Genomic DNA, 13,403 nt, shown 5'->3' on the forward strand with positions numbered 1-13,403 from the left:
CCCCAAATTTGTCATTTTAATGATATCGTCTGACCAGGATCAAGCGCTATTTCTCGTTCCTGATTCTTATATTTCACAGTAGTTCTTCCTCCCTTTTTAGCCTTTATTTCAGCATTCACCAATTGACCTTCATTCCATTCCATAGCAATTTCAAAACCACCACGGGCACGCAATCCACTCACCGATCCCTCACTCCATGCATCTGGCAAGGCAGGCAGTAAATGAATATTGCCTTCGTGAGATTGCAACAACATTTCTACCACGCCGGCAGCACCTCCAAAATTGCCATCGATCTGAAACGGAGGGTGCGCATCTAAGAGGTTAGGATAAGTACCTCCTCCATTGTTGTAATTGGTATCTGAAACCGAAGGTTCTACATAATGCAGCAAAGTCCGATACATTTTGTAGGCATGATTTCCGTCTTGCAATCTTGCCCAAAGGTTGATCCTCCATCCTTTTGACCAGCCGGTTGATTCGTCCCCTTTGATCTCTAGTGTTTTTTTAGACGCGGCAGCCAATTCAGGGGTATTATTAAGCGAAATATGATATCCTGGGTATAGGCCAAATAGATGCGACTGGTGACGGTGCTGAGGGTCAGCATCTTCCCAATCGTGATACCATTCTTGTAAATTTCCCTTTTCACCTATCTGGTAGGGATGCATTTTCGTCAACGCCTCCTCCAATTCAGCCCTAAAATTTGCATCAATATCCAATATTTCTGAGGCTTTGATCAATTGCATGAAGCTTTCTCGAATCATGGCCAAGTCAGCCGTTGCTCCGTACAACGTATATCCCTTATATCCTCCATTGGTCAAATAGGTGTTTTCTGGCGAAGTGGATGGCGATGTAATCAGATTGCCTTGGCTGTCTTCTATCATCCAGTTTAAACAAAACTCTGCTGACCCTTTCATTAAAGGGTACGCTACATTCTTCAGGAAATCTTTGTCTTGTGTAAACTGAAAATGCTCCCATAGATGCGTCACCAGCCAGGCCCCACTCATGTTCCAGTTGGCCCATTGCGGACTTCCATTTCCAAAATCACCCACAGGATTACTCATGGCCCATATATCTGAAGAATGGCAGGCGGCCCAACCTTTATCTACGCCATAGAATGTTTTCGCGGTTACCGCACCTGTCTTTGAGAGATTGTCGATATAGCTGAGTAACGGCATATGAAACTCAGAAAGATTAGCTGTTTCGGCCAACCAATAGTTTTCTTCCAGATTAATATTCATGGTATAATTGCTACACCACGGCGGCTGTATTTGTAGATTCCAAATGCCTTGCAAGGTAGCTGGAACGCCTTTGGTTCGAGAGCTGGAAATCAACAAGTAACGACCATACTGAAAGTACAATACTTCCAAGTTTTTATCCTCTGCACCTTGGTAGTACCTCCTGAGGCGTTCGTCTGTAGGCAGGTAAGGTGCGGTAGTTTTGCCCAGATTCAGTTGCACTCGGTCAAAAAATGGTTGATAATCGGCCAAGTGCTTTTCCTTAATCAGATCAAAACCCTTGTTGAAAGCGGAAAAAAGTTGATAATCAGCTAAGGTCTCATTGTCCACCCCTTCTTTGGCCGGATCTTTATCGAAGCCATTAAAACTTGTCGCTATGGAAATATAAAGCGTAGCTTCAGAGGCTCCGTGTACCACCAGCGAACTATCTGTATAGGTCAAATTTCCACCTTCATTTTCTGCTTTCACGTAAGTGGAAAAGCGTGTGCCTCGGTTCGCATCGAAGCGTACAGGGTCTACCACATATTTCTGGACATTGTGCGCGACATAATACGGTGCATACCCATCGGCTTTTAGCACTTCATTTTCTATGGTCGTATGGTATTTCAACAGACTGTTGAATTTTATACTAAAATGAAGTGCTGCTTTCTTATCAGCCGTCAGCTTCACTACCATGATTCGATCGGGATGAGAAACCAAGTATTCACGAGAATAATTCACACCGCCCACCTGATACGTGGCCTTGGAAATAGCTTTGCTGATATCCAATTCGCGGTAGTAATTTTCTACTTCTCCCTCATGTTCAAAATTGATCATGAGCATCCCCAAAGGCGCGTATGACTCTGTAAATTTTCCTTGAACGTTGCGGTTTAGTTGGTCTGCCAGTGCATAATCTTCATTTTTCAAAGCTTCTCTTACCTGCGGGATAAAAGTATGGGCGTCTGGATTCATATTTGGGTTTACAGGTTCGCCCGACCAGAGGGTAGCATCATTCAGATGAATCTGATCTGAGGCTACCCCACCAAAAACCGAAGCACCCAGTTTGCCATTGCCAAGCACCAAGCTCTCTTCAAAACAAGTTGCCGCTTCATCATACCAGAGTACGGTAGTTGATTGTGCTACGGCAGTTTGCACAACGACCATACAACCTATAAATAAGCGAAAAAGATTTTTTAGTCTGCTCATTGTAGCGCTGTTAAAAACACGCCCCAATCTTGTTTATTCATTATTGTCCTGATTAAAATATTCATGCTACTTGGCTTTGAGGACTACATGATCCCAGTAACCCACACCGTCGAAATCTGATGAGGTAGTACACCGCAATGGCACCATGGAAGATTCGCCACTGTTGAACGTACCTTTGAACTCCACCCATTCACCAGCTCGTGTCTTGGCGTCAAGCTCAAATCGACAAGTTTCATCAAACGCTCCCTTTGTATCAAATATGACCTGGCCGCGAGTGCCCTTATCGATTTTTACAAGTACGTTCAGCTCATAATCAGTATTCGGTAAAACCTCCACTTGCTGAACGACCTCACTAGGACTTCCTTTGCCGCTATATTGAAGTGAATAGTAGCCTTTAGCCGTAGGGTCCAACTGACTCGTACACTGTACAGTTTGGCTTCTCCAATACTTCACCAGTTTTTGTGTTGAGACTTCAAAAGAGGGATTTTTCACCAAGTTTTCTGTATTCGATTTAGAAATCCTGAGAGACGAAATCACATCCGAGCATCCTATGGGAATCAAATCAATCCTGTCTTCCTCAAATTGCCAGGATTTACCCTTGAAGTTATCTTGCTCAAAACATTCAACCACGTAGCCTTCTGGGATTTGAATCGAAGACACTGCATTTGGCTCAATCCCATTTTCTCGCAATTTTGCTTCATTATATTCTCCCTCTGGTAAGGCACCAAACATTTTATTGAAGTTGATGTCGTTGTGGAACGTGGGCAGATCTACTCCTAAGGTCTTCTGTACCATTTGTATAGTACCATCTTCATTAAAGTAGATCGGGTCGAAACATATAGAACGGTTGGTCTCTATACCCCCGGACAATTCTCCATTATGATAAAAAATATACCACTGCCCTTTAAATTCGACTACAGAACCATGCATGGTAATAATACTGTTGTGAGTCATGATCGAGCCTTTGGGTTCCCATGGCCCCAGCGGATGGTCACTCATCGAATATTGCATCTCATTATACGGTCGCTTATGATCAGGATATATCATGTAGTATTTTCCTTCGCGCTTGAAAACAAAGGGGCCTTCGCGGTGCTCATCAACGCCCTGCTGATGCACCATCTCGCCTTCAATCTCCATCATGTTTTCTTTCAGCTTAGCCGCAAAACACTTGGCATCCACCACGGCGTATAGGTAGGTTTGGCCATCATCATCAATAAAAATATTTGGGTCGCAATATGTCAGTCCCCCTTTCACGATACCTTGCAATTCAAATCCTGACGCTGGCTTTTTACTGGTGGCTAAACCCAGCTCCCATTCCATCTCTTTATTCTTATGAGGAAAATAAAAATAGTATGTTCCATCTTTGTAGACACAGTCTGGCGCCCACATAAATCCACCTTTTTCGGTTCCCCAATCTACATCTCTCGAATGAAGAAATTCGCCATGATCTTGCCAGGTAATCATGTCGTCTGTTGAGAAAATATGATAGCCGTCCATGGTTTCATACCACTCAGAAGAAGGGGCAACATCTGTAGAAGGGTAGACATATAGACGCCCATCTTCCCATACTCGGGCAGTTGCATCGGCGGTAAATAGGTGACTTACAAATGGGTTGGATCGACGCTTTTGAGCGTTAGTTTTTGATCCAAATGAAACAAGTAAGATCAAAGTAAACAGTGAAAATAGTTTTTGTAAGTTTTTCATTTTAGTATCTGATTATTAATAAAATTAGGTTAGTTGTTAGCTTATGATTTCGATGATCGCTTTTGGTTTATTCTGGCCTTGGGTCTTGAAAGTGTCAGCGCAAAGAAGAGCGTCACGGTCCTATCAGTTTATGTAAGCCATTGATATGATCGTTTTTCTCTCACCTTTCATTAACTCTTATGGCAAATGAGATAAACCCTAGATCAACAATATCCTGCCTGAAATCAGGGTCTAACAATAAATATTCGCGTGTATTCCAAATTCCCTAACAACTCCTATTTGATACTAAGAGTCAGAAATTGAAAAATCTAACACCCTACATCCATATCGTTCTGAACATTTCTCTAAAGTTTTATGCCTTTCTGAATGAGATTTGCTATGTACAGGCGTACAATTCGCCTTTATGAAATGGGGAAACATGTCACGATCACTCAATTGGCAAAAGAATTGGAGCTATTTTCTGCTAGCCAGTTTTCTTAAAGAAAACCCAACAAAACGGCATACAAAACATCTAAATTGATTTGCTAAATGTTTTATCTTTTGATAATAAACCTCTGAAAAAAATATTTGAATAGTCTCCTACGGACTACAAAAAAGGAAGCTCAAAAGGCTTCCTTTTTGTGTACACCCATCCGTATCATGAATCAATGAAAATGGGGATCAGTCTGTAAAGTTGGGGGCATTCCGTATTTCAGGTTTCAATGGGGCACCTGACTTAAATAAATCATTGATCTGACAGCTGAGCTTCTAATTCTTCCAAAGTTTTTCCTTTCGTTTCTGGCATGTAAAACAAAGCGAATATCAACTGCAACACCATCATAAAAGCAAAAAATGCAAATATGGGCCATGGGCTTACCTTGAAATAATCGATGACTACGGGCCCCAATAATGTGATGAGCGCGGCAAATACCCAGTGTGTACCTGTACCGAATGCCTGTCCATAGGCTCTTATGTTGTTAGGGAATATTTCTGCGATAAACACCCAAATCACAGCACCCTGACCGATGGCATGAGAGGCTATGAATACCAAAATAGAACATAACAACACCACCGACCCCAACTCGAAATAAAATGAAATGGCGATCATGCATAGACTAGCTATATAACCTATGGATCCTAGTACGATGAGTTGCTTTCTCCCGGCTTTATCTATCAACACCATACCGAGCATGGTGAAGACCAGATTGATGCCCCCGATCGCTATGGAGTTATAAAGAGATTCTCGAGATGCCAAGCCTGCGATTTCTAAAATTTCTGGCGCATAGTAAAGCACGAAATTGATACCCGACAGCTGATTGAAAAATGCGATCAAAAAGGCAAGAATCAGCGGTGTCTTGTATTTCATCAAGAAGGACTTCTTCACTTCACTTTCAGGCTCAGGGGTATTGATTTGCTCGATTTCCTCGTCAATATTAGTAACACCAATCTTGGTGAATACTTCTCTAGCCGCTTTCAAATCCTTTTTCACCAAAACTAACCATCTTGGACTTTTGGGTATAGAAAATACAAATACGGCATAAATAGCCGCTGGAATAGCCTCCACGCCAAGCATCCATCTCCAATCATTTGCTCCATCAAAGCCTTTCAATAGGTAATTGGAAATAAAAGCTACCAAAATCCCAAGCACTAAATTGAACTGGTATAGCGCTACCAATTTACCCCTATTTTGCGCAGTAGAAATTTCAGAAATATAGGTGGGTGCGGCTACCGTAGAGGCTCCTACTCCTAGCCCTCCGATAAACCTAAAGAATGAAAAGCTATAAGGATCTGGTGCCAATCCTGACCCTAGAGCCGAAACAAAATAGAGAACACCAACCCATATTAAGGTGTTTTTTCTGCCGATGGATTGACAAGGAATCCCTCCCATCAAAGAACCGACAACAGTCCCCCAAAGCGCCATGGACATGATGAAAGTACCATGAAACCAAGGTGTGGTATTCCATGCCTCTTTTATTGGGAGATTAGCTCCCGATATTACCACTGTGTCGAACCCAAAAAGGAATCCGGCCATCGCTACGACGATGGAATAATAAAGTATATTTTTTTGCATCTTGATCATTCTATTTATAAAAAATGGACTCTTGTGTATGTAAGTCTGGAATTATAATCTGGCCATCCAGGACTAAATACATTACTTAATTAATTCGCTCGGGGAATAGCCAAATTGCTTTTTAAATCGCCGACTAAAGTAAAGAGGGTCATTAAACCCAACCGTATTGGCTACTTCGGATACATTATAGTTTTTACTTTTCAATAGGAATGCCGCTTTTTTCAACCGTATGGTTCTAATGAATTCATTGGGAGACATGTCTGTGAGTTCGGTGATTTTCCTGTACAACTTGGATGAACTAAGTGCTAATTCCGAGCATAAAAAGGCAGGGGTCAAATTGGCATCCCCCAGATTTGCTTCTATGATTTCTTTTATTTTTGAGATCAGATCGATATCTAGCTGTGAATGTGCCAGACTGATCACATCACTTTCTGTTTCATCAGAAAACTGCTGTTTGAGATCAAGACGAATTTTAATGATATTATCTATTCTTGATTTCAACAAGGAAGGGTCAAAGGGTTTCACTAAATAACCATCCACTCCGATTTTATACCCTTTTATTTTATTCTCATTTTCACCTAAAGCCGTAAGCAAAACCACAGCTGTATGACTGATTTTCTCGTCGCTTTTTAGTGCCTCTACAAATTCAAACCCATCCATCACAGGCATCATGACATCTACCACACAGATCACTGGTTTCACTTTGCGACATAGCTCTAAGCCCTCTTTTCCATTTTCGGCACCATATACTTTATAGTGCCCCGAAAGAAACTCCATGACATAATTTCGAAGTTCGGCATTGTCATCTATGACCAGCACCGTTGACTTCACATCTGTGTTGGATTTAGGAGCAATTTCTGTACCCCGTGCGTTTAATGTCTTGGTGACCGTTAAACTAACTGCTTCCTGCTTTTCGACGATAAAACTTGAAATCTCCTCGGTACCGAATGCATCTTTTGAGATGGGCAACTCTACCATAAATATGCTACCAGAATTAGTTGTACTCCTTACCGATATATGGCCTTTATGAATATCTACTAGCGACTTTACCAGCGACAAGCCAATGCCTGTCCCCGTTGTGCTTTCCTTACTGTTGTTGGCTTGGTAAAACCTAGAAAATATTTTTTCCTGGCTCTCTTCAGGTATACCAATACCATCATCGCTTACTTCAATTAGCAGTGTTTTAGAGTCATTTTCTTTTACACCTACAAACAAATCCACATGACCATGGCTGCTAGTGAACTTTAGCGCATTAGAAAGTAAATTGTACAATATTTTGTTGTACTTATCTACATCGATCCAGCAGATGATCGATTCGTCTTCGACATTAAAATTGAAGTTTATATTTTTTGACTGAGCCAGTTCTATGAATGAATAAAAAATATCATTGGTGTTTGGCAAGATGTCTACTTGTGAAACCTTCAACTTGATCTCTCCTGCTTCGGCTCTTCTGAAATCAAGAATTTGATTGACCAACCTCAACAACCTATTGGTACTGTGACTGATGAGACTGGCTTTGTTTTTGGTGAAATCATTGCTGTTTTCGTGTTCCAAAATTTGCTTTACTGGCCCTAGTATAAGCGATAGCGGTGTCCTTAGTTCATGAGAAATATTAGTGAAGAACCTGAGCTTTTCATTGTTGAGTTTTTCGTCACGCTCTCTTTGGACTTTTTCCGTAAGCAACTCTTGCTTGAGCCTGATTCTTTCTTTGACTTGCCTTCTAGCGAAATAAACGATTAAGCCCAAGAGAACAAATATCAATGCAATCCCTTTGTTGCTTGCCCAAAAAGGTGGCAATATCTTGATATTGTAGGAAGAGACTTCACTCCATTTGCCATCGCTATTTCTGGAGCGAATTTTAAACTTATAATTGCCAGAAAGTAAATTGGTATACTGAACCGTTCTTGAGTTGCTGCCAGTTTCTATCCAACCGCGATCGAATCCCTCTAGCATATATTCGAATGTATTGAGTCGCTGATTGGTAAATGATACATTTGAGAATTGAATAGAGAAGTTTCGATTATTATAGTTTAAGCTTACGTTCCTAGAGTAGTTGAGATCTTTTAAAAGAGGAACTTGCCCGTTTAGTTCCAGCCCTGGCAAAACCAGTTTATTATTTACTTTAAATTCGGTTATTATGGGCTTAGAAGACCATTCATTCTCCTTGATGCTCAAAGGGGAGAAATAAATCACGCCATTTTTCCCTCCTAAATAAATCTTTGAATTATTGAAATTGTAAAACCCACTGGAACTAAATATATCTAACCGGTTTCCACTATTGACGTGGTAGATATTGGCCAGCTTATTTTCAACATCATATCTGGAAATATTATTGTTGTTCATGTTGAGCCACAAATAACCATTAGCGTCTTCCACAATATCTGTTACCCATTTACCATTCAATTCCTTGGGTTCTGACACGGGATTAAACACCCCTACTTCTGGATCAAAAACACCCAAACCCTCTCTAGTGGCAGCCCAAACTAATCCACGGGAATCAACGATAATATCACTCACATTGTCATGAGGAAGACCTGTGTTTGATTGGATATTTTCGTTAAAATGAGAAGACTCCCTTGAATCTAAATTATACCTGACCACACCCGTTTCGGTGGCAAACCATAGGTTTTTACCCTCATCAATCGTCACCTTCTTGACATCTATACCAGGAAGTAAATGTACTGAAGACTTAAAGGTGTGCTTGTCGAGTAGCAAAGCCCCTTCTCCAAAAGTGCAAACCACCAGTTGATCTTCTAGTTCTAGAAAACTAAAAACTGGTGAGTTTTTAAATCCTACATCTAATATTTTTGATCGCTTTTGGAGATGATTATAAGCTAGTATTTTCCCATTCCAAAGACCACAATAAAAGTTGACCCCGTCGTAAGAATAAATACTGGCTATATCATAGTTTTCATTGAATAAAGGCACAAAATCCCCATGATCTGAAATAAAAAGTCCGTTGTGTCTGGTAGCTACGATGATTTCATTTTTACTGGTCTTTGAAAACCCTCTAATTCTAGGTGCTTGATTGTCTATATACTTGGATATGTCTTTATTGATTTTAAATTGATTTTCGTAGGGGTCATACTTATCTAGCCCCTCTTCCGTCCCGATCCACAAGACGCCCGACGGATCAAAATAAAGCGCCGAGATCAAATTGTCTACCAAAGATTTGTCTTCAGACAATATCGAATAATACCATTGAAAATCTCCCTTGGATATACCTTCCAGGTTATCACAAACTAACAAACCACCGAGCGTACCCACCCAATATTTACCATCGGGAGCTTGTGCCACACAAGAAAAATAGGGTCCCAACTTGTCCCTTACTTCATTATCCGAAATATATAAATTCACGAAATCATTGTGAACTTTATCATGTTTATAAAGACCTTCTCGTGTCCCTGCAAAAACATCCCCTTTATCATCCTCATATACAAAATATAAATAAGGGTTTGTTGCGGTGGATCCTGGTATCGACAAGGTGAAGTATTCGATTTCTGAGATGATTCCTGTGCTTCCAAGTCTGATTTTAGCTACTCCGCCCGTTTCATATGCTCCTACCCAAATGTTTCCTTTTGAATCTTCATAAATCGCCTTGACGTAGTTAAACCCTTCTAGCGGAACTTTGGTAAACGTATTTTTATCAGGCTCAAACAAATAAAGACCAGCATCCTTGGTGCCTACCCAGACACGATTAAATTTATCCAGATAGACTGATCTTATTTCCTCGTCTGGTAAGCTATTAGGGTCTTTACTATCTGAAAGGTAAGTGGTGAATACATGCGTATCGATTTGTAAATGAGATAAGCCTTCGCGCGTTCCTATCCACAAACTGTTTGCTGTACTATCTAGCGATAAGGCCGTAATGTCATCGTCGTGTATGGTATTATTTCCTTGATCATAACTCAAGTAGTTTTGAAATTGGAATCCATCAAAACGGTTGAGTCCATGAAAAGTGCCCAACCAGAGAAAGCCTTGGTTGTCTTGAACAATATGTCTGATAGAATTATGAGATAGTCCATCCTTATCATTGTAGTGCTCAAATTTTATACTCTGAGACTCAGCGTACAAAAATGAAACGGTCAATAAAATGGATATGACTAAATGTTTTTTCATCTACATGCTTTCTTTAAACCCAGTAATCTAGCGGTTTCTTTATGGTATCGGAAATGGCTCAAGATGCCGATATACGCTTTACACATAAATTTAGTCTTCATTCAATTTAGATTATTTTTCCTCGTCCACAAACTCCACATTTGTCAGCTTCACCACTATAGGATTTGGCCAGATTTTGTTGTTATACACCCGCTGTGCTCTAGTAATCGACAATTGTAAATTGCCGTTTTCCTGGACTGTAAATTTTGACTTAGGATTGTTTTTTGGCGAATACTCTACCACTAAATCATTTTGCCCCAACACAGATATTTCAGTCTTCTTTGTCGGTTTTATACTTTCAGTAAAAAACAATCGTCTCTTTCCTTTGAACCATTCGGGTTGGTTGGTGATAAATACATAAGCGGTGTTTTCATCTTTGGCTTTGGTAAACCACAGATCACCTTCTCTGATTACACTTGGCACTGTTCTTACATTCTTTACAGCTTCGTTATTGATAAACATCCAAAGTGCCATTTCGCGTAAGCGCTCTTCTTGTTCGATGGGAATTTCTCCGTTGGGTTTAGGTCCTACGTTCATTAAAAAATTGCCTCCCTTGGCTCGTATTTCTATTAGTTTGTTGATTAATTCACCACCGTCTTTGTACTCCTCATTGGTAGGTTTGTATGCCCACTGCGTCCCCATGGTCATGCAGGTCTCCCATGGCCCAGGCATGGGCGCATCAGGAATTTTTTGCTCTGGCGTATTCATTTCCCCTCTGGTGATTACAATATCTGGATACTTTTCATGGACATATTGTACAAGGTTGCCATTAGAAAAGGCATCAAAAAATGCGATATCGATTTTGCCATAATTGGTGAATAGTTCATCCACCTGATCTTTGGCATATTCAAATAATTCTTCATTTTTTGTCACCTGAGTCATCGGCCCTTTCCTTGAGATCAGATGCCCCTGTTTGTATATAAAACTAAAATCTTCTGGAGAGAAATACAGCCCCACTTTCAGCCCATGTTTCCTTAAAGACTTCACCAACATGCCCGTGATGTCTTTGCCGTAAGGCGTATTCATGATGTTGAAATCTGTGGTTTCTGTATCCCACATACAAAACCCGTTATGATGCTTGGCGGTGAACACCACATACTCTGCGCCAGTAAGTTTAAACAACCTGGCCCATTCGTCTGGGTCAAATTTGTTGGGATAAAAAGTTTTTGGCAGGTCGTTCATGTAGCGCTGTACATAATCGTCCGAAGCCCCCACCATAGAATGACTGATCACACTACCTAGCTGCGAATCCACACTCCAATGAACAAATATCCCAAAACCCATGTCCATAAACTGTTCGTTTAATTCTGGCTTATTTTTTAGTTGACTAAAAACTGAGATGCTTATGAAGCTCAGTAATACTGCTAATAGGTATTTTTTGTATTCGATCATATTTAATCCACGTTATTAAACTTCCCTTCTATCAATGGCCAGGAATCAAAATCTCTATCCAGAGATTGTCCATCCTCAGACTTCATCACCCATTGATTTTTTTCGGCTTTTACGTCGTACTTCAGCCATGAGCCGTCAGGAAATTTGAATTGACCAGCTAACAGCTCAGCATTAGGATTGCTTTTCAAAACTTCTTCGAAAATAACAGAAGGGTCTACATCCTCAAACACGACCAATATGCCAAGGTCATTTTCGGAGAAAACCACGATCGATATATTATGAGCTCCTGTATAACAAGACCAATTTCCCGATTTGGCTACTGCCTGCATATCCTTGGGAATGGACACAGGGCCTGCGGCACAGGCGAATTTTTTATATACGCCAGTATTGTTCCACTGCATAAAATCATCGCCAGGGCCTGAGAGATGAAATACTTCTGAAAGGTGGTCAGTGCGGTCGTCCAGAAATAGACAAATAGGTCTGGCTACGATTTGTGACTTTTTGCCCCTGTTTACTCCTCCTGCACTTATCATAAAATGCTTTCCTGCACTGCTGATCTCTGGTGAGCCCTCAGGCCCATGACCCTGGCGTACAAAATACCCCTCCTGCTTCTCGAACAGCATTTCAACAAACCGATCAGACGGACGGTACGGCATCACAGCTCCCATCAAAGCATGTCGGCCTGCTGCTCCTATATTTTTATCATAATTTTTAATGTCTGAATAGCTCAACCATGATTTGATAAACCCGGAATGATAGTCGGTAGTAAGTTCTTGGATGCTGGCCTTTTCGTATCTCCTGCGCATCGGAGGGAAATGCTTCAAATTGAAACTACTCAGGGCATAACTCCAGTTGATATAATCAAGCACATCTCGAGCCGTTTTGCTCACTTTTTCAGCGGCGAATGCTTCGAGGTTGAGCAAGGCAGTAATCGTGTATCCTATATAAGGAATGGAGTTGAACTCGTACAGGCCGTTAGTTTTCATTTCATTCATTAAGGATAAAAGCTTTTCTTCCATGCCATTTTGCACGTTGTCGTAATAGCTGTCTGAATTTCCGTGCTGTCTGATCCATCTGTTTTTCAAGTATCTCGAACCTTCAGTCATCAGCATGTGGTTTTCGGTTTCGAAGACTAACCCTAGGGTTTTAGGTGCCGTATAGCTGAATTTACCACCATCCTCAGACAATAAAACATTCAATAGGTGTTTTTTGGTATCTGGGTAAATGACATCAGGTTGGTCTCCAAATTTCCAAAATATTGTCGTCAGGATGGTGAGTGGAAAATCATAGTCTCCCTTTGGGTTCATAAACCATGACGAACCGCAATTTCCCCAAACGGTCATTTTTTGTAAAATTTCATTGACCCCTGACACATTTTGCTTCAGCATCAACCTAGCCAAAAGAATCCGAGTGGTAGCCCCCTTTCTCCATAGCATCTCTTCGGTAATTGGCATATCGGCAAAGACCTGGTAGATGCTATCGGCAAATGCAGACTCTTTTTCCCATTCGAGGGTTCTGTGATACGGGACGGCGACATTCCCCGGAGCCATTTCAAAATCACGGTATTTTATCACACCAAAACTCTGTGATTTAAGCTGCTTATTATTGAATACAATCAATAAAAGCAATATGCCAATTGGCATCACGAGTAGGTACTTTATTGTTTTTTTAGCTGGCATAAA

Annotated in this window: 6 protein-coding genes; all 6 read right to left on the minus strand. The window is 40.9% G+C overall.

Annotated features, from left to right (window positions below; all coding sequences use genetic code 11):
• Window positions 1–11 precede the first annotated feature (11 nt).
• Entirely contained in the window at window positions 12–2,417 is a 2,406-nt protein-coding gene (locus N7E81_RS01655; RefSeq protein ID WP_263051541.1) for a glycoside hydrolase family 95 protein, read from the minus strand.
• A gap of 66 nt (window positions 2,418–2,483) precedes the next feature.
• The gene (locus tag N7E81_RS01660; protein WP_263051542.1) at window positions 2,484–4,121 is read right to left on the minus strand and encodes a family 43 glycosylhydrolase; all 1,638 of its coding nucleotides are present in this window, start codon (window positions 4,119–4,121) and stop codon (window positions 2,484–2,486) included.
• Between the two features lie 724 nt (window positions 4,122–4,845).
• A complete protein-coding gene (locus N7E81_RS01665; RefSeq protein WP_317624062.1) occupies window positions 4,846–6,171 on the minus strand; it encodes a sugar porter family MFS transporter in 1,326 nt (441 codons plus the stop codon).
• 81 nt (window positions 6,172–6,252) lie between these two features.
• The gene (locus N7E81_RS01670; RefSeq protein WP_263051543.1) at window positions 6,253–10,290 is read right to left on the minus strand and encodes a hybrid sensor histidine kinase/response regulator; all 4,038 of its coding nucleotides are present in this window, start codon (window positions 10,288–10,290) and stop codon (window positions 6,253–6,255) included.
• 111 nt (window positions 10,291–10,401) lie between these two features.
• Window positions 10,402–11,721, minus strand: coding sequence for an alpha-L-fucosidase (locus N7E81_RS01675; RefSeq protein WP_263051544.1), 1,320 nt, complete (start codon window positions 11,719–11,721; stop codon window positions 10,402–10,404).
• Window positions 11,722–11,723: 2 nt separating this feature from the next.
• Complete coding sequence (locus N7E81_RS01680; RefSeq protein WP_263051545.1) at window positions 11,724–13,400, minus strand: hypothetical protein; 1,677 nt, start codon at window positions 13,398–13,400, stop codon at window positions 11,724–11,726.
• Between the last annotated feature and the right edge of the window lie 3 nt (window positions 13,401–13,403).

Origin of the sequence: Reichenbachiella carrageenanivorans (genome assembly GCF_025639805.1) — a bacterium.
GTDB lineage: Bacteria > Bacteroidota > Bacteroidia > Cytophagales > Cyclobacteriaceae > Reichenbachiella > Reichenbachiella carrageenanivorans.

Coding starts and splice junctions, on each gene's coding strand:
- N7E81_RS01680 (WP_263051545.1), bottom strand. CDS start 13,400: ATGCCAGCTAAAAAAACAATAAAGTACCTACTCGTGATGCCAATTGGC.
- N7E81_RS01665 (WP_317624062.1), bottom strand. CDS start 6,171: ATGCAAAAAAATATACTTTATTATTCCATCGTCGTAGCGATGGCCGGA.
- N7E81_RS01660 (WP_263051542.1), bottom strand. CDS start 4,121: ATGAAAAACTTACAAAAACTATTTTCACTGTTTACTTTGATCTTACTT.
- N7E81_RS01675 (WP_263051544.1), bottom strand. CDS start 11,721: ATGATCGAATACAAAAAATACCTATTAGCAGTATTACTGAGCTTCATA.
- N7E81_RS01670 (WP_263051543.1), bottom strand. CDS start 10,290: ATGAAAAAACATTTAGTCATATCCATTTTATTGACCGTTTCATTTTTG.
- N7E81_RS01655 (WP_263051541.1), bottom strand. CDS start 2,417: ATGAGCAGACTAAAAAATCTTTTTCGCTTATTTATAGGTTGTATGGTC.